Here is a 17,058-nt window from a genome sequence, read left to right on the forward strand (position 1 = left end):
GGCCCACGGCCGCCATCGTGGCGGCACGTGCCCGGGGCAACGTGAGAAACGGAAGGTTCACACCCCTGGGAAAAATCCCTTGTGAAAGCCGTTTCTCTCGTTGCGGCGGGCGTCGGCGGCTGTATGGCTCGCGGAGGAAACGGTCCGCACTCGGGTAAGGACGACCATGCACGCAAGAGGAGATCCGATACCTCCCGCCAGGACACGAGGGCCGTCACGGCACACTGGCGTCACTTCCCCCGCCGTCCCTGCCCGGGACATCGCCCCGCAAGGCTCGTGGCATCACGGGCGACGCGCCCGGATCGGCCCAGGGTCGGTGAGAGCCTGCCGCAGACCCCGGGCCCGCGTTCCCCCCCTCCGGATTCACGCCCCGCCCGGAGTGCGTGCCCGGTTCGTCCGCATCCCCCGCGCACGAGCACGGTGTCGCTCAATCCGGGCGTCCCGTCCCCTTCGCCACGCCCGAGGCGTCATCGTCCCGGAGACCTTCGCCGGCACGGGCGGATCCCGATGCCATGCCGACCCCGTCGCGGGATCGAGAGATAGGATTTGACTGACGTGTAAAATTCACATAGTTTTTCGCGCGGCATGCACATCGGCCTCCGTGCGGTTGCCGACCCGCCCCGGTAGCGGTGGGCGGCCGCAACCCCGGCCACGATGAGCGATGCGAGTACGAATCGGGCCATCACCACGCAGGTCGAGTGCCCCATGTTGCGAGTCATCCAGAACCGCTCCGCCGCGGGCGCGAAGAGCTACTACAGCACGGCGGACTACTACGTCGAGGGCCAGGAGCTGGCCGGTCGCTGGCGCGGCAAGGGGGCCGCGCTGCTGGGGCTCTCCGGCGATGTCGGCCGCGCCGACTGGGAGATGCTCTGCGACAACCGCCGCCCGGGCACCGGCGCCCCGCTGACCCTGCGGAGCAAGGACAGCCGCACCGTCGGCTACGACCTCAACTTCCACGTGCCCAAGAGCGTCTCGGCGATGTACGGCGTGATCGGCGACGACCGCATCCTGGAGGCCTTCCGCGACTCCGTGGGCCGGACGATGGAGGCCGTCGAGGCCGAATCCCAGGCACGCGTCCGCAAGGGGGGAAAATATGCCGACCGGACGACGGGCAACCTGGCCTGGGGCGAGTTCGTGCACTTCACGTCCCGGCCGGTGGACGGGGTCCCCGACCCGCACCTGCACGCCCACTGCTTCGCCTTCAACGCCACCCACGACGCCAGGGAGGGCGCCTGGAAGGCGGCCCAGTTCCGGGACATCAAGCGGAACGCCCCGTATTTCCAGGCGATGTTCCATTCGCACCTGGCCGATTCGCTGGCCGAGCTGGGCTACGGCATCCGCCGGACGCCCTCGGGCTGGGAGCTGGAGGGGGTCCCCGACCGCGTGATCGATGTTTTCTCGCGGCGGCGGGACGTCATCGAGCGGGTGGCGCGCGAGGAGGGGATCCGCGACGATGCCGGGAAGGATCGGCTCGGCGCCCGGACCCGCGAGCGCAAGGCCGGGCACCTCTCGGCCGGTCAGCTGCGCGCCGAATGGCGATCACGCCTGACTCCCGAGGAGCGGGACGCGCTGGAGCAGGTCCGCCTCCGGGCGATCCCCGGGGCGCGACCTCGGGACGGCCGGGAGGCCTCCGAGTCGCTGCGGCACGCCATCGGGCACTGCTTCGAGCGGCGCTCGGTCGTGCCCGAGCGCCTGGTCATCGCCGAGGCGATGCGGCATTCGGTGGGACGGGCAAAGGTCACGGAGGTTCAGGCGGCGGCCGCGGCCGCCGACTCGGGCCTGATTATCGGCACGGTGGGCGGGCGCCGGATGGCCACCACGCCCCTGGTGCTGGCGGAGGAGCGGCGGATGGTCGCGTTCGCGCGGGCGGGGAGGGGGACCTGCCGGCCGCTGGGCGACCCCGACCGGCCGATGCGGCGGGACTGGCTCGGCGCCGATCAGCGCCGGGCCGTGCGCCACGTGCTCGGCTCCAGGGACCGCGTCGTCGTCATCCGGGGCGCGGCGGGGGTGGGCAAGACCTCGCTGATGCAGGAGGCGGCCGAGGGCATCCGGGAGCGGGGGAGGGAGGTCTTCGTCTTCGCGCCGACGGCCGGGGCCGGCCGGGGGGTGCTCCGGGACGAGGGGTTTCCGGAGGCAGACACGGTCTCTCGCCTGCTGGTCGACGCCGAACTCCAGGGTCGGATCCGCGGCCAGGTGGTCTGGATCGACGAGGCGGGGATGCTGGGCTCGCGCACCATGGCCCGGGTATTCGACCTGGCCGACCGCGCCGAGGCGCGGGTCGTGCTCTCCGGGGATCGTCGGCAGCACAAATCGGTCGAGCGCGGCGAGCCCTTGCGGCTGCTCGAGTCCGAGGCGGGGATCGTCCCGGCCGAGGTCCGGGACATCCGCCGCCAGAAGGGGCTGTATCGCGAGGCGATCCGCGCGCTAGGCGAGGGGAAGGTGGGGGAGGGCTTCGACCGGCTCGACGAGCTGGGCTGGATCCGGGAGATCGGCGCGACGGAGCGCCACCGGAAGCTGGCCGAGGATTATCTCGGGGCGGTGAAGGCCGGGGAATCGGCCCTCGTGGTCTCGCCGACGCACCTGGAGAAGGATCGGATCACCCGGGAGATCCGCCGATCATTGCGGGAGGAGGGGCTGCTGGCGGCGTCGGGCAGGCAGGTCCCGGTGCTGCACAGCCGGCAGCTCACCCGGGCCGAGAAGGCCGACCGGGCGAGCTATGCGCCCGGCGACGTGCTCCAGTTCCACCAGAACGCCCCGGGCTTCCGCAAGGGGCAGCGCCTCGCGGTCGGGGGAGGGCTCCCCGCCCCCGTGGCCCTGGCCGATCGCTTCGAGGTCTTCCATCGCGGCAGCCTGGAGATCGCGCCGGGGGACGTGATCCGGATCACCCGCAACGGCACGACGGCCGACCGCAGGCACGCCCTGCACAACGGGGACCGGCACCGGGTCCGCGACTTCGACTCCGACGGCGGGATCGTCCTGGAGAACGGCTGGACGATCGCCCGGGACTTCGGCCACCTCGACCACGGCTACGTGGTCACCTCGCACGCCTCGCAGGGCAAGACGGTCGACCGGGTCTTCGTGGGCCAGTCGTCCGACTCCTTCGCGGCCACCTCGCCGGAGCAGTTCTACGTCAGCTGCTCGCGGGGCCGGAAGTCGGCGACGGTGTACACGGACGACAGGGCCTCGCTTCGGGCCCAGCTGCTGCGCTCGCAACCGCAGCTGGCGGCCGAGGACCTGATGCGCCAGGCCGCGACGCACCGGGATCGCCTCCTGCGTCGGCGGCTGAAGCTGGAGGAGGAGCGCCGCGGTCGCGACGTGCGATTGCTTCAGGAGGCGATGAGGATGCGAGGGCGGGAGCGACAGCATGAGCGATAGCGTCCTGAAGCGGTATGCCGGCACGCGCGTCCCGATCCCGGGCCTGGGGGAGCCCCCGGAGCCGGGCGACGACCTGGCCGATGACCTGGGCTGTTTCAGCTGGCTGCGGGGGATGCGCGAGCGTTCCCCGATGCTCGAGTTCCGCCTGAAAGACGGCCGGAGCATCGCCTACGACTATGCCCTGCTGCGGAAGGTCGTCTTCGACCCCTCCGAAGGGATCACCCTGAAGTTCGACGAGGAGACGGTACGCATCGAGGGGAGGAACCTCGCGCTGGAGGCGACGCCGGGCATCCACCTCCTGCGGGGCATCCAGGGGCACCGCGTCCCGTGGGTACGAGAGTTGGGGGAGGCGGAGCTCATCGCGGCCGGGGATCGCGTCACGGTGGTCGAACGCCTGGCGTTTGACGCGCCGGGCTGATCGGCGAGATGCCGCGGCGATACAAGAGCTAGGCGGATTGGAGATTGTGGGACGTCAGGGCCACGGGGCTGCTGTCGTGGTAATCCTCGAGCAGCTTGATCTGGGCATCGGTCAGGAATTCCGCCGCACCCGCGTTGCCATGCTCCTTCATCGTCAGGAGATCGATGGGGTCGTGGCCGTGCACCCATCCCAGGTTGGGCTTGTGCACATTGTAGCCGATGAGCCTCTGGAGCTGCTCGTCGAACGTCCTCGCGACCTCGGGCGGGTAGGAGAGGTACTGGTTCTCGGCCTGCCGGAGCCAGCCCAGGCAATAACTGATGACGATGCCCGTCCTCGCTTCCCGGGTGGTGTTCGCGCCGCCGCCGTGGAGCAACGACGCCGCGTAGACGAGGACGGAGCCCGGGTCCATCTCCGCGCAGGTGATCTCGTGCGGCTGCGGGGAGCGTCCCTCGGGCCATCGGTGGCTACCGGGGACGAGCTGGGTCGCCCCGTTCTCCCTGCGGAAGGGGCTGGATGGCCAAATGGTATTCACCTGGAATTCGAACGGCTTGTTGCTCATGGGGAAGAGGGCGCTGTCGGGGTGGATGATCTGCGCCTTCTCGCCCGGATTGATGCGAATGCCCTGGGTCAGGTTGACCTGGAAGCTGTCGCAATTGGCACCGAGCAGGTGCTGCGTGACGGCAAGGACGACGGGGTTGACCGCCATCCGCCGCGTCATCTCGGACTTGGCGAACAGGGCCTCGATGCGTTTGGTGTTGAAGCCGTAGAAATGCGCATGGCAGTTGGCCCGGGCATCGAAGTACGGTTCCAGCTCCCCTCGCATCGCCTCCGCCTGGGCGGGGGACATCGCGTTATCCAGGATCACGTACCCGAACTCGTCCATGGCCGCGTTGATCTCGTCAATTCCCGCAGATTGTGCGTCAAATCGTGTCAAATTCATGGCTCTCCTCGTGAAGTAAAGGTGTTTAAGGAACATGCCAGGTGCAATCGGCCTCGAAATGCCTGGCGAGGTTCTCCAGCTCGGCCTCCGACAGTTCGTCCAGCCGGCCGACGATGTAATGGATGGCATGCAGGGTCTCCGGGCACGCCCGGATCGGCCGGCCGTCCCGGGGCGGGGAGAGGAGGTATTGGAGGATGAGATGGGCCAGATCCGATTCGGTCCTCTTGAGGCGGTCGTGGAGCAGCGTGATGTCCTCGCGCCGGGATTCGTCGACGAGGTATGCGATGGCACGCAGGTAAGGTTCCGCGTTTCGCCAGAGCGTTCTCATGCGTTATCCCCCGACCGCCTCCCGGATGCCCGGCCGGGACGGTGCCCGGGTCTCCCACGCGGGCGGGAGGCTGGGCATCGAGCGATTCACATGGTAGAAGTGCATCATCCAGGTGGCCGATTCGATCGCGGCCGGCACGATGAGGCCCGCCTCGATCTCCCTCGAGTACCGTCCGGCCAGCCCGGCCAGCGTCACGGCAGACGTGTCGATCTCGCCGATGATGATCGGCGGCCCGTCGTCGACGCGGAATGGCTTGCTCAGGTAGCGGATCGGGACGCCACGCTCGCGATACACGGAATTCCAGACCCGGTCGTACATGATCCCGATCATCCGCTCGACGCCCAACCGCACGCCGATCTCCACGTTCGCGTACACCAGGCTGTCGACGATCGCCTTCCGGCGGGCCGCATCCTTGACGCGGGGCGAGACGGCGATCCGCGAGGCTTCATAGATCGCGGGGCTGCCGGGGAGGTCGTCGACGAGCAACTCGACGTTTTCCCAGGTCCCCGAGCTCACGGCATCGCGGATCATGTAGGGGCCATCCGTGGGCAGGAATCGCAAGCAGCCCAGGATCGCTCCGTCGCGATCGGCCGCCGATCGGGGCGTTTTCCGGAGCGGCCCGTGCGCGTCCACGAAGGCCAGGTGCAACGTCTTGGGGATGTCGTATTGATCGTATTCGACGCCATATGGCGTGCCCAGCCTCTCGCTCGCATCGAAGGCGGTGAACTGGAAGACGGGATTGCCCGTGTGGTGATATTTCAGGAGTTGGTTGAAGACGTCGTTGCGGAACTCCAGATACCTCGGGTACAGCGGAGTACAGGATAATTCCGAGAATCCCACGATCTGCATAAGCCCTCCCTGATTGATTCAGGGGGAGGATATCCCGTCGCGACGCCCGACGAACCTAGCCACCCAGATAGGTGTTTTTTCGGGGGGGGTGCGATTACAAGTATGGTTTTGTCGAGTGGACGGCGAACCGCTCGTCCAGCCGGATCAGGCCGAGCCGGATGGCCTTCACCACGGCGAGGGTCTTGCTGTTGGCGTCCAGCTTGAAGAAGCAACGCTGCAGGAAGTAGGCGACCGTGGCGTCACTGATGTCCAGGATGGTCGCGATGTCCGGATTGCTCTTGCCCAGCGCCGCCCACTGGAGGACTTCACGTTCTCGTTCGGTGAGCCAGACCCTGGGCGATCTCCCCCCCACGGCCGGGCGGTTCAACGCCTGGTACGCGTCGTAGAATTGGATCGAGGCGAGCTTCAGGACGCTGAGGGTCGTCGGGTTCAATTCGACCTTGCCGCCCGAGCTGGCGTAGCCCATGCACACCCGTTCCTGCCGCGAGTTCAGCAACGACACCGCCACGCCGTTCCGGAGACCGGCATCCCCCGCCTGGTTCAGGATCGAGCGTTCGTTCTTGTTGTACGGGCGAATCCGGTCGATGCCGTCCCAGGAGAAGATGCTCTGCAAGTTGAGGGCTGCTTCCTTGCGAATGGGGTCGATCGGCTCGTAGTCGCTCGCGACGTAGTGTTTCATCCAGTCATCGGGGTAGCCCGACATGATGCCATGCTTGGCCGGCTGTCCGATGGAGGCGTGATCGGTCATGAGGCAGAAAATCTGACTGTCGAAGCCGATCGGGCGGAGGAAGTCGGCGAGCAACTCCCAGAGATGCTCGTTAGTGGATACTTTGTGAGTGTTTGAGATAAAGCTGAGTAGGTCCAGGCAGTGATCTCCGCTAACACGAAAGCGTCGGCAACGCTAGCAGCATTCCCCGATCCAGTCCAGCCATTCGTTCGTCGCGGTCGCCGACCCCCACGCGATGGGGGCGACGCGGCATGCGTCGCGGCACCCCGAGCCGGCGGGCGTGCGAGGGGCAATCGGGCCATCCGTGGCCCTCTCGCGTGGTCAGTTGAGCGCGGCGGCCGTGGACTCGGCCAGCCGCCAGAGCCCCCGGTTGATGCGGAGGTCGGCCTCGACCGACCGGACGGGGCGGGTGCGGATGCGCCTCCCCCGGGCGTTGACGCCGCCCAGGTCGCCCCGGATCAGGTTCTCCTGCACGCGGTTGAGCGTGCGCCAGAGGTCGGGCCGGTCGTCCTCCGGGCGGCGGGGGCGGAGCAGCTGCTCCGGGGTGATAGCAGGGTTCGGCTTCAGCTCCCAGGCCGCGGCGGCGAAGTCGAGCCGCTGCCGGGGCTCCAGCTCGATCCCTCCCCAGGCCCCGATGGTCTCCATGGTACGGGGCGCCTCCTCGGCGACGCGGCAGGTCGCCTCGATGATCCGGGCGTGGAAGTCCGCCCCGCCGGAGTGGCGGACGCCGATCGAGCCGAAATCGGCCGACTGCACGACCAGGCCGTTGCCGCAGACCAGGCGGAAGATGCCGGCCATGAAGCGGTAGGCGGACGTGCCGTCGTGCGAATTGGTCAGGACCAGCTCCGGCAGCTCGCCGCCTACGGCGGGCGCGGGGGCGTCGAGGAAGGAGCGGTGGCGGAAGCGGATCAGGTGGCGGGTGAAGGCCCCCTTGCCGGGGATGCGGCTGCGGGACTGGTGGGCGCGGACGGGGAGGAACCCCCGATCCCGGAGGATGTCGGCGACCTCGACGGTCGGGACCATGCGGTAGCGGCCGGACATGCCCCCCCACGGCCGGTCGGCGAAGATGCCCGGGGCGAGGCGGCGGAGGTCGTCACGGGACAGGACGGCGGTCGTCATCGGCGTAGGCTCCTGGAATCGAACGGGAAATATGGGGAAAAGCTGGGGCCTCCGTGCCCCGGTCGGGTCCATTCAGGCGGTGGCCGCCTCGGGCTCGCCGAGGGGGGCGAGCAGGGCGGGCAGCTCCCTGGGCTTGCGGATGACCGTCTCGTTGACGTTCCGCCACCAGTGGAGGCCGTTGTAGCGCCAGCCGGCGGCCGCGAGGGCCCTGCGGGTCTCGGCGTCGGGCTTCGAGGTGAAGGCGATCTTCTCGGTGCGGGAGGTGCGGTGGACGATCTGCATGGCCGAGTCTCCTGATTCGGAAGGCCTGTTGGCGGGAAATGTCGTCACGCGCGACATTCGCCCGGCCAACGGCGGCACCGGCCCGGGACCATAGAATGGGTGAATTCGTCACAGGGACGAGCGCAGCGGCTGCACACGGCGCGCAGCGCCACGGAAGCTGCGGAGGGAGCGCCCTTGACGAAGAGGGCCCCGCCCTCGGAATAAAAGATTGATATTAATTGTTGTTAATGTATGTTTTCAGGCTTGCTCGACATCCGGGGACCATGACACAGGGACTGAAATTCCAAGAGCCGAAACGGCGACAGGGCTATTACCTGGGCGAACGCAGGGGATCCCTGTACGTCATGTCCAGCCTGTTGATCATGGCGTTCGCCTCGCACCTCGGGCCGCTGTCGATCGTCGCGTTCTTCGCGCTTTGGATGAGCACGATGCTGCCGCGGGGGAAGGTGGCGATCACGATCCCGAGGAATTGCACGCTGACGGTGCTGTTCGTGCTCTGGTGCATCCTGTCGAGCATCTGGTCGAAGCATACGAATACGTCCCTCTACAAGGCCCTCGAATTCGGGGGGCTTGCCCTGTTCAGCCTGGTCATCGCGGAGAAGACCAGCCCGAAGTCGTTCATCCACGGTATCAGGGACGGGGCGATGATCGTGCTCGCCCTGACGCTCGCGAGCGGGCGATACGGGGGGGACCCGTTCACGGGGGAGCACATCCTCGTGGGCTATTTCGGCTCGAAGAACATGGTCGGGCTCTTCGCGCAGATCGCGATCCTGGCCGCGCTCCTCACGTTCGGCGGGAGCCGGAACCTCGTGAGCAGGTGCTTCAGCCTGCTCGGGATCCTGCTGGGCCTGCTCTGCCTGGTTCAGAGCAAGTCGGCGACCTCGCTCGTGGGGACCCTGGCGACGGCCGCCATCCTGGCCACGCTCTACGCCATCACCCGACTCCCCAGGCACCGCCGGAAGCCGACCCTGCTGATCGCGGGCACGATCGCGGCGGGCCTGGCCACCGTCGCTGTCGCGATCGACCTGAAGCGCGAGGTGCTCAGGGCCCTGGGCAAATCCACCAACCTCACGGGCCGGACGGAGTTGTGGAACATCGCCTGGGCTCAGGGCATGGAGAGCCCGTTCATCGGGCACGGGTACCAGTCGTTCTGGGTGAAGGGCAACATCCTCGCCGAGCACATGTGGTACAAATTCGGCATCTGGGGGAAGACGGGGTTCCACTTCCACAATTTGTATTATCAGGTGTTCGTGGATTTGGGGATCGTCGGGGTAGCCCTGATCACCTCCATCTTGTTCCTCACGCTCCTCCGGGGGGTCTTCCTGCTCCTGCGACACGGGATGCGGCCGGAGTACACCATCGCTGTCGCGTTTGCGTCCATGTTCGCGATCCGGTCCTTCTCGGAGGTCGACATCATCGGCACGTTCTCGATCGGCATCATGCTCTTCTACGCCTTGCCGCCGAGGCTGAGGGCCCCGCGCGCGGATGACGGCCCGGCCCGCACCCCGACACCCATCCCGGGAATCCGCCGCCACGGGGCAAGCGGGCGCATCGGTGCGCCCGCCGGCGTGACCGAACGTTGTTGATGGTCGATCGTATGGGCAGCGGAGCGACTCGAGTCCTCACCGGCGAACGCGACGGATTGCGCGAGGAGGTTTCCAATCGGATCGCAATCCTCAGGGCCCTCCTGATCTACGGCATCCTCGTCGTCCACATCCCGTACGCCGGACACCCGGACGCGGGCAGCGGGGAGGCTTCATTCTTCTCCTGGTTCCGCACGCTGCTCGGCGACGTGGCCTTCCGCTCGGGGGTCCCCTGCCTGAGCGCCATCTCGGGATACCTCCTCTTCTCTCGAGGAATCCGGACCTCGTATGCAAATTTCGCGAGGAAGAAGTTCACGACGCTGGTCATCCCGCTGCTCGTCTGGAATGCCCTGGTTTACGTGCTCGTGCTGGGCGCGCAGGGATTCGGCGTCGCGAACGGATACTTCCCCGACCTCCGCGCCGCCCCCCCGAGGGAGACGATGAATCTCCTGCTGTCGATCTCGGGCGAACCGATCAACCTTCCCCTCTACTTCCTGCGCGACCTTTTCGCCTGCATGATCATGGCCCCGGCGATCGGGTTCGCGGTCCGAATCGCGCCGATCCCGACTCTCCTGCTCCTCCTGGCGGTCTCGATGAATTTCATCGGGCAGCCGTTCTTCCTGAGGGCGGACATCGTCCTATCCTTCGCGATCGGCGCGACACTCGCCTTGCACAAGGTCGACGTGACGGCCCTCGACCGGTCCTGGCGGGCTTGGGGAGCGATCTTCGTCGTCCTCTCCTGCCTGCTCGCGCTGGCGCTGACGCTCGTGGATTCGGCCTCCCCGACATGGATCTTCTACGGGAAGAAACTCCTCGCCCTGATCGGGGCCCTGGCGTTCTGGACGCTCTCGTCGGTCTTGTCGCGGACCGCTCCGGGGGCCAGGCTCGGCGAGGCCAGCCAGCACAGCTTCTGGGTCTTCTGCTCGCACTATCCCGCGATGATGATCCTCTGGATGATATGGAACAAGTACTGCGGACCCGATTATTACCTCGTGTTCTACTTCGGGTGCATGGCGCTTGCCTTCCCGGCCCTGGCGATCCTCCACGTGATCTTGAGGTCCAGGCTCGGCAAGGTGATCGCCATCGTCGACGGCGGACGGTCTCGCTAGCGGATCGTTCTTGGGTCGCCGCGGCCCATCACCGGCCGTCGCGGGGTGATCGACCCGCGTGTCCCCAGAAATTGGCGCCGGGAATGAGCCGTGGAATCAAGCGATTGCCCCGCACGGGGGCGATGAGCCGATTAACTTGGGAACGCCCATGGAAACCCATTGCAATAGCGTCGACAATGATATAAACGGTATATTTTGATTAACATTTTGAATAGTAGTCCGCGTGAAACTTCAATATTTTAGGGGCGACAGGCCGAACTTCGGCGACGAGTTGAACTCCTGGCTCTGGCCCAAGCTCTTGCCCTCGTTCCTGGATGAGGATCCCGCGACCCTTTTCATCGGCATCGGCTCCATCCTCGGGAACCACTACGATCCGGGCGCGAAGAAGGTCGTCTTCGGCAGCGGGTTCGTCCCGAGTTACCAGGACGCGCCCGACGTCCGGGGGGATGATTGGGACATCTTCTTCGTGCGGGGCCCGCGGACGGCCCGTGCGCTGAACATCCCGGAGCGATTGGGCATCGGCGACGGAGCCATCCTCATCCGGGCGGTCGACGTCCCCCGCCCGCCGGCACCCGAACGGGTCGGATTCATGCCGCACTGGGAGAGCCTCTCGAGGGGGAATTGGGAGTCCGCATGCGGGCTTGCCGGCATCGACTTCATCGACCCGACGCGGCCGGTCGACGCGGTCCTGGACGCGATGCTGGGATGCCGACTGCTGGTCACCGAGGCGATGCACGGGGCAATCGTCGCGGATGCCCTGCGTATCCCGTGGGTCCCCGTCCTCCCCCTCGACGCCGTCCACCGGCTCAAGTGGCTGGATTGGGCGGAATCGCTCAGCATCCCCCTGTCCAGCCATCGCCTCTGGCCTTCCAGCGTCGAAGAGGCCCGGATCGCGACGATCAGGCGGCCCCGGCTGAGCGCGATGGTCGGCTCGCTCTCCGCGCCCGGCCTGGCGCGGGCCTCGGATCGTGCCCTGACGCACATCGCCGCCAAGAGGCTCGAGGCCTTGTCGAGCAAGCCCGCCTCGCTGAGCCGCGACGGGGACATCGATTCGGCGACGAACCGGATGCTCGAGCAGCTCGACCGCCTGCGGGCCTCGTACTCGTGACCCTCCGCATGTCCCTGGTCTCCGTCATCATCCCGTATTATCAGCGCAAGGCCGGCGTCCTCCTCGGGGCCCTCCGGGGGATCGCGAACCAGGACCTCCCCGATGGCTGGCGAGTCGAGGTCATCATCGTGGACGACGGATCGCCCCGCCCGGCGCGGGACGAGGTCAGAGGGGCGGCATTCCCGCCATCCGTGCGGTTCCGCATCGTGGAGCAGGAGAATCGCGGGGCGGCCGCCGCCCGGAATCGCGGCCTGGACGAGGCCTCTCCCGAGACGACGCTGATCGCGTACCTCGATTCGGACGACAGCTGGCCGCGAGACCATCTGGCCCTGGGGATTCGGGCCCACGAGCTCGGCCACGATTTCTGCTTCTCCGACAATCGGCGAGCCGGGCACCACACGTCCCACATCAAGGAAGGGGCGCCCAAGACGGCCGCGGCGATCTCCCGGGCGTCGCAGGGCCATCAGTTCGTCGAACTGCCGGCCCAGTCGCTGGCGGGATTGATCGTCGAGGAGTTCCCGACCCAGGCCTCGACCGTCGTCCATCGGCGCGAGATGGCACCGGGCCTGAGGTTCGACCCCCGACTCGGGAACTGCGGCGAGGATGTCTTGTATTTCGTCGCCCTCGCCTCGCGAGCGCGGCACCCCTGCTTCAACCCGACGACCGTGGTGGAGTGCGGGAGCGGGTTCAATGTCTTCTTCGGCCGGCTCGATTGGGAGAACCCGTCGTTCATGGACATCCAGCTGGGATACGTGAAGTGCTATGCCGCCATCCTCCGCCTTTCGGACCTCGAACCCGGGGCGAGGGCGATCTGCAGGTCGAAGCTGCGCCGCAAGCGGCACGACTTCGCCTTCCACGCGTTGCGGCGGACGGTGAAGGATCGCGGGCGGATCCCGCCGCAGGTGCGCTCGATCGCGAGGGATGACCGGACCACGCTGCTCTGGTTCCCGGCGGCCATGTGCCGGGTGCTGCTCCTCCATCCGCTCCGCCTGTACAAGCCGTGACGACGCAGCGGGGCGCCCTGAAATCCATCCTGTCGGGGGCGGCGGCGCTTTCCTCCGTAGGCGTCCTGCGGCTGGCGATGCAATTCCTGAGCGTCCCGATCCTCGCACGCCTCCTGTCGCCCGAAGATTACGGCATCGCCGCCATCGCGATGCCGATCGTCCTGTTCGTGATGGTCATCACGGATGCCGGCATCAGCAACTCGCTGATCCGACTCGCCGAGATTAACTCGCACGTCTGGCATACGTGCTTCTGGATCATGGGCGCCGTGGGCATCGTGCTGGCCGCGGCCCTGGCCGCGAGCGCACCGCTTGTTTCAGGGGCGTTCGACGCCCCTCAGCTCACCCCCATCCTCGTCGCGCTATCCTCGATCATCGTCCTGCAATCGATCACCCTCGTCCCCGGCAGCGCCCTCCAGCACCAGAAGCGGTTCGCCCAGATTGCCGGAGCCGAGCTCGCGGCGATCGTTTCGAGCCTGGGCCTTGCGATCGCCCTGGCCTATGCCGGCAAGGGCGTATGGGCCCTCATCTGGCAACAAGTGGCCTTCTACTCCGTCCGGGCGGCGTTAACCTGGGCGTTCACCCCGTATCGTCCAGCCCTGGTCTTCGCCCCGGGCGCGGCGAGGGAGCATCTGGCGTTCGGCTGGAACCTGCTCTGCGCCAACCTGGTCTCATTCCTGAGTCGTTCCGCCGACAACCTGATCATCGGCCGCGTCTCCGGGCCGGCCCAGCTGGGCATCTACGCCATGGCGTTCCAGTTCGCCAGGCTGCCCTACATGCTGGTAACCGGGCCGCTCCAGGCGGCCCTGTATCCCCACCTGACCCAGTGGAAGGAATCCAAGGAACGACTCGCATCGGCCTTCCTGCTGGCGACACGGGCGCTGGCCTCGGTGATCTTCCCGCCGGTGGCCCTGGTCGCGGCCGCCAGCCAGCCGGTCTTCACCCTCCTGCTCTCGGAGAAATGGGCCGCCGCCGCGCCGGTCTTCACCCTGCTGGCCATCGCCACGGCAACGCAGGCCGTGCGGGGCGTGGCGGTCACGTTCCTGATGGTGCTCGGCCGCACGGATGTCCAGAAAGTCATGTCGCTCCAGTTCTCGATCCTCTGGATCTCCGGCCTGTTGCTCACGGTCCAGCACGGGATCCTCGCCGTATCGGCATGCTACATGGGCTGCGTGGTCGCCTTCTCGTTCTGGTCGCTGCGGAACATCCTCCCGATCCTCGGCTGCGGGTTATTCCCCTACTTGAAATCGCTGATCCAACCGGCCGCCGTCAGCGCCGCGGCGGTGGCCGCATACGTGTTCGTCGAGCGCGCGGCGAACCTGGGGGATGTCGGGCTCGTGGCGACCGTCGCAACCCTGGCAACAATCGCCCTCGCGCTGGGATTCTTATCCCAGAGGGGCACAATAATGAGAGATATTAACAATATAAGAGTTTAGAAATTCGCATCACTATATGGAACAACAACCATGCTCGTAATTCATGACCCCAAGCTCGAGTCGAGCGGGGAACGCGTCCGCGCCACATCGTTGATCGAGCGCGGGGGGAAGGCGTCCAGCCTCTGGTTCGAGGTGGACACCAGTTACTCGGAGTATATTGCAGCCGACCGCGCGGACGCATTCGTTCTATCGTGCATATTCCCGGCCCTGGCCTCCGGAGAGGACATCACGGTCCGGGGGACGCTCTCGCCCAGGCTCTTCTACCACCTCAACCACAACCTGATCCCGATCCTGCAACTGTATCTCGATGCCCCGCGCCGCATCTCCGTCGCGGCGGATCGGCTGGAACCGATGCGGCTGCCGCCAGGAGACGGGGTCATGACGGGATTCTCCGGCGGGATCGATTCGTTCTGCAATTACTACGACCATTCCGGCGATCGCGCGCCCGAAGGCTGGAGGATCACCCATTTCGTCTACAACAACGTCGGCTCGCACGGCCAGTCCTCGGCCGCAGAGGACGAGCAGATCTTCAAGAAGCGGTACGAATCGTTGGCTCGGTTCACCCGCTGCGCGGGGATCGAGATGCTCGCGGTGAATTCCAACATCGACGCGGTCGTCGGCCTGCCGTTCGACCGCACGCACACGCTCAGGAACGCCGCGGTCGCCCTGCTGCTCCAGGGGCGATTCTCGAAATTCCTGTATGCATCGGCGTTCGACTACGCCCACACGCGAGTCGGACGCTGCCCAACCCTGGGCTATCTCGACCCGGTCATCCTCCCGATGCTGGGCACCGAGCGGCTCGAATGCGTCCCGAGCGGGGGGCAGCACTCGAGGGTGGAGAAGACCCGACGCGTCGCGGAGATCCCCGCGAGTCGCGAACTGCTGGACGTCTGCGTGCGCCCCGACAAGGTGGCTCCCGGCTTCATCAACTGCTCGTGCTGCTGGAAATGCATGCGGACCGCGATCACGCTCGCGGCCATGGGCAAGCTGGTGGAGTTCGACAGGGTCTTCGACATCGACATGGTCCGGCGCTACGAGCGGATATTCCTCCTGGACGCCCTGTCCTCACGGAATCCGCTCCAGGGGGAGGTCATGGATCTCATCCGGGATTCGGGGTACCCCATCCCGCGCAGGATCTCCCTGATCGCCCGATTCCTGCCTGGACGACTGATCCAACGAGCGGTCTCCTGGTTGTGGCCGAGGATGATCGACAGGCCTAGGGTCTCCGAAGTGATCGGCCTGCTCCTGGGACAGAGTCCCCGGCTCTAGGGTCCGGGCTAGGCTTCTCCAGTGGGCGGGCCAACCCTGTCCGCGTTGTTGAGCCTCTCGGCGAGTGCGGATGCCACGTGCCAATTGTCCGTCAAGAACTCCGTCTTCCACCAGAGCCAGCATCGACGCTGGACAGCACAACGCCGGTGACGATAGGGCACCGCCCTCCATTTCAGGGGATCCATTTCAATAAATAACCCGAAAATTAAATTGTATTAATAACATATAAATGTAGACAATGTCAACTCCGGCATTTCGGCCGTCGCTAGCAGTTTGACGGCATGAACGATTTCGTTTATTTTACCGCAAAGATATCCGTGAATTTTGAAACGCAGCCGAACCGGACCGACGCCCGATCCTGGAGATCATTTCCGGCCGATGTCCTGCCCCCGATTGAACAACCGCCTGGACTGCGACGACAATTCGCGGAATGTCGGGAACCTTCCCCCCATGAGGATCCGCGAGGGGCCGGGTGCCAGGCGGGACATGATCAAACCGCCGGCCATGCACATGGCGAGGATGACCAGCGGGGCGACCAGGAAGAAGGCAACGTAGGTGGCACTCCAGGGCTCCACCCCGGCCCTCCGCAACAGCGCCCAGAGCAGGCCGATCGCGAGAGTATGAGAACAGAACACGAAGAACATGATCGGCTCGACGCATGTAATCCTCGCGGCCCTTCCGGTGGAGACGAGCCATCGAGACAAGGCCCAGAAGAGCATGGCGACCGCCAGGCTGTTGGCGATGAACGCGGATCGCCGGATCTCCTGGGCGAAGGGGGATTCGCCCGGCAGGCCCTCCGCGAGAAACGAGAGGCCGACGGTGGCGACGACCGCGAGGCCGTGCCGGAAGCCGGGGCGAGCCCCCCCGTCCGGGGGAGCGGGCCTCGATGCCGCTGCGAGGCCCATCGAATAGAAGAGGATGATCGGGCTATTCAGCAGGAGCAACCCGTCGAGGTTGAATACGGCATTCGCCAGGAGCAGCCCCAGGCAGAGGAGCTCCTGCGACTTGAGGCATCTGATCAGCAACGGCGTCAGGAGCATGCAGACGAACAGGTCCCGGAGGAAATACAGGGGGACGACCCTGGGGAAGTCGGTCAGCGCGAAGATCTGATTCAAGATGTTCGCGACGTAAGGATCCGGGAGCATCCCGTGCTCCGCCATGTCCTTGCAGAGGGCGATGCAATTCCAGAGGATCATCGGCAACAGCAGCGACGAGGCCTTCCGTCTTACCTGCAGTCCCTGACTTGCATTCGGGGATGGACGAGCGGCCAGGTAGCCGGCGATCGCGCTCAGCAGGGGGACGCTCGCGAAGCCGATCCCGTGACGCACGAACCAGAACAGCCCCCCGGCGCCCAGGAACGGATCAGGGAACTCGTTCGTATATGGGGGAAGGTGAATATAGATGACTCCGAGGATGCACAACACCCTCGCGACCATGATCGCCTCGGACGTCCCCGGATCGACTTTCGATTTGACTTTACGATCCATCCGCTAAACAAAAAACAAACTTAATAA

The 17,058-nt window shown here is 66.2% G+C and carries 15 protein-coding genes; 8 read left to right on the plus strand and 7 right to left on the minus strand.

The features are described 5' to 3' along the window. The first annotated feature begins 705 nt into the window (after positions 1 to 705). Entirely contained in the window at positions 706 to 3,375 is a 2,670-nt protein-coding gene (gene mobF / locus AB1L88_RS16770) for a MobF family relaxase (RefSeq protein WP_367097828.1), read from the plus strand. After that, positions 3,365 to 3,793 (plus strand): hypothetical protein, encoded by a 429-nt coding sequence (locus AB1L88_RS16775; RefSeq protein WP_367097829.1) that lies wholly within the window; start codon positions 3,365 to 3,367, stop codon positions 3,791 to 3,793. The genes mobF and AB1L88_RS16775 overlap by 11 nt, the downstream gene beginning before the upstream one ends. A 28-nt stretch (positions 3,794 to 3,821) precedes the next feature. On the opposite strand, the gene AB1L88_RS16780 is transcribed toward AB1L88_RS16775, so the two are convergent. From AB1L88_RS16780 to AB1L88_RS16805, 6 genes are all read right to left on the minus strand, one after another. After that, positions 3,822 to 4,676, minus strand: coding sequence for a phytanoyl-CoA dioxygenase family protein (locus AB1L88_RS16780; protein ID WP_367097830.1), 855 nt, complete (start codon positions 4,674 to 4,676; stop codon positions 3,822 to 3,824). An 82-nt stretch (positions 4,677 to 4,758) separates the two neighbouring features. Then, positions 4,759 to 5,061: a hypothetical protein gene (locus AB1L88_RS16785; RefSeq protein ID WP_367097831.1), complete on the minus strand. Its 303-nt coding sequence runs from the start codon at positions 5,059 to 5,061 to the stop codon at positions 4,759 to 4,761. A gap of 3 nt (positions 5,062 to 5,064) precedes the next feature. Beyond that, the gene (locus AB1L88_RS16790) at positions 5,065 to 5,910 is read right to left on the minus strand and encodes an acyl-homoserine-lactone synthase (RefSeq protein ID WP_367097832.1); all 846 of its coding nucleotides are present in this window, start codon (positions 5,908 to 5,910) and stop codon (positions 5,065 to 5,067) included. A 94-nt stretch (positions 5,911 to 6,004) separates the two neighbouring features. Continuing rightward, positions 6,005 to 6,775, minus strand: coding sequence for a LuxR family transcriptional regulator (locus AB1L88_RS16795; RefSeq protein WP_367097934.1), 771 nt, complete (start codon positions 6,773 to 6,775; stop codon positions 6,005 to 6,007). A gap of 183 nt (positions 6,776 to 6,958) precedes the next feature. Then, entirely contained in the window at positions 6,959 to 7,756 is a 798-nt protein-coding gene (locus tag AB1L88_RS16800) for a DUF932 domain-containing protein (protein ID WP_367097833.1), read from the minus strand. Positions 7,757 to 7,828: 72 nt separating this feature from the next. Next, positions 7,829 to 8,038, minus strand: a complete 210-nt coding sequence (locus AB1L88_RS16805) for a hypothetical protein (RefSeq protein WP_367097834.1) — start codon at positions 8,036 to 8,038, stop codon at positions 7,829 to 7,831. Between the two features lie 344 nt (positions 8,039 to 8,382). Between AB1L88_RS16805 and AB1L88_RS16810 the strand changes: the two genes are divergently transcribed. The 6 genes from AB1L88_RS16810 to AB1L88_RS16835 all read left to right on the plus strand — a co-directional run bounded on the left by AB1L88_RS16810 (position 8,383) and on the right by AB1L88_RS16835 (position 15,544). Next, on the plus strand, positions 8,383 to 9,624 hold the full coding sequence (locus AB1L88_RS16810) for an O-antigen ligase family protein (RefSeq protein ID WP_367097835.1): 1,242 nt from the start codon (positions 8,383 to 8,385) through the stop codon (positions 9,622 to 9,624). Beyond that, positions 9,624 to 10,730: an acyltransferase gene (locus AB1L88_RS16815; protein ID WP_367097836.1), complete on the plus strand. Its 1,107-nt coding sequence runs from the start codon at positions 9,624 to 9,626 to the stop codon at positions 10,728 to 10,730. Before AB1L88_RS16810 ends, AB1L88_RS16815 begins: the two co-directional genes overlap by 1 nt. 223 nt (positions 10,731 to 10,953) lie before the next feature. Further along, a complete protein-coding gene (locus tag AB1L88_RS16820; protein ID WP_367097837.1) occupies positions 10,954 to 11,838 on the plus strand; it encodes a polysaccharide pyruvyl transferase family protein in 885 nt (294 codons plus the stop codon). 8 nt (positions 11,839 to 11,846) lie between these two features. Continuing rightward, positions 11,847 to 12,842: a glycosyltransferase family A protein gene (locus tag AB1L88_RS16825; protein ID WP_367097838.1), complete on the plus strand. Its 996-nt coding sequence runs from the start codon at positions 11,847 to 11,849 to the stop codon at positions 12,840 to 12,842. Next, positions 12,839 to 14,275, plus strand: a complete 1,437-nt coding sequence (locus AB1L88_RS16830; protein ID WP_367097839.1) for a lipopolysaccharide biosynthesis protein — start codon at positions 12,839 to 12,841, stop codon at positions 14,273 to 14,275. Before AB1L88_RS16825 ends, AB1L88_RS16830 begins: the two co-directional genes overlap by 4 nt. 30 nt (positions 14,276 to 14,305) lie before the next feature. After that, complete coding sequence (locus AB1L88_RS16835) at positions 14,306 to 15,544, plus strand: hypothetical protein (RefSeq protein ID WP_367097840.1); 1,239 nt, start codon at positions 14,306 to 14,308, stop codon at positions 15,542 to 15,544. 365 nt (positions 15,545 to 15,909) lie between these two features. On the opposite strand, the gene AB1L88_RS16840 is transcribed toward AB1L88_RS16835, so the two are convergent. Further along, positions 15,910 to 16,980 (minus strand): acyltransferase, encoded by a 1,071-nt coding sequence (locus AB1L88_RS16840; RefSeq protein WP_367097841.1) that lies wholly within the window; start codon positions 16,978 to 16,980, stop codon positions 15,910 to 15,912. Positions 16,981 to 17,058: the final 78 nt, after the last annotated feature.

Source organism: Tautonia sp. JC769 (assembly GCF_040717455.1).
GTDB lineage: Bacteria > Planctomycetota > Planctomycetia > Isosphaerales > Isosphaeraceae > Tautonia.

Bases quoted from the DNA above. Each gene is read 5' to 3' on its own strand.
- mobF (WP_367097828.1), top strand. From the start codon at position 706: ATGTTGCGAGTCATCCAGAACCGCTCCGCCGCGGGCGCGAAGAGCTAC.
- AB1L88_RS16775 (WP_367097829.1), top strand. From the start codon at position 3,365: ATGAGCGATAGCGTCCTGAAGCGGTATGCCGGCACGCGCGTCCCGATC.
- AB1L88_RS16780 (WP_367097830.1), bottom strand. From the start codon at position 4,676: ATGGACGAGTTCGGGTACGTGATCCTGGATAACGCGATGTCCCCCGCC.
- AB1L88_RS16785 (WP_367097831.1), bottom strand. From the start codon at position 5,061: ATGAGAACGCTCTGGCGAAACGCGGAACCTTACCTGCGTGCCATCGCA.
- AB1L88_RS16790 (WP_367097832.1), bottom strand. From the start codon at position 5,910: ATGCAGATCGTGGGATTCTCGGAATTATCCTGTACTCCGCTGTACCCG.
- AB1L88_RS16800 (WP_367097833.1), bottom strand. From the start codon at position 7,756: ATGACGACCGCCGTCCTGTCCCGTGACGACCTCCGCCGCCTCGCCCCG.
- AB1L88_RS16805 (WP_367097834.1), bottom strand. From the start codon at position 8,038: ATGCAGATCGTCCACCGCACCTCCCGCACCGAGAAGATCGCCTTCACC.
- AB1L88_RS16810 (WP_367097835.1), top strand. From the start codon at position 8,383: ATGTCCAGCCTGTTGATCATGGCGTTCGCCTCGCACCTCGGGCCGCTG.
- AB1L88_RS16815 (WP_367097836.1), top strand. From the start codon at position 9,624: ATGGTCGATCGTATGGGCAGCGGAGCGACTCGAGTCCTCACCGGCGAA.
- AB1L88_RS16825 (WP_367097838.1), top strand. From the start codon at position 11,847: ATGTCCCTGGTCTCCGTCATCATCCCGTATTATCAGCGCAAGGCCGGC.
- AB1L88_RS16835 (WP_367097840.1), top strand. From the start codon at position 14,306: ATGCTCGTAATTCATGACCCCAAGCTCGAGTCGAGCGGGGAACGCGTC.
- AB1L88_RS16840 (WP_367097841.1), bottom strand. From the start codon at position 16,980: ATGGTCGCGAGGGTGTTGTGCATCCTCGGAGTCATCTATATTCACCTT.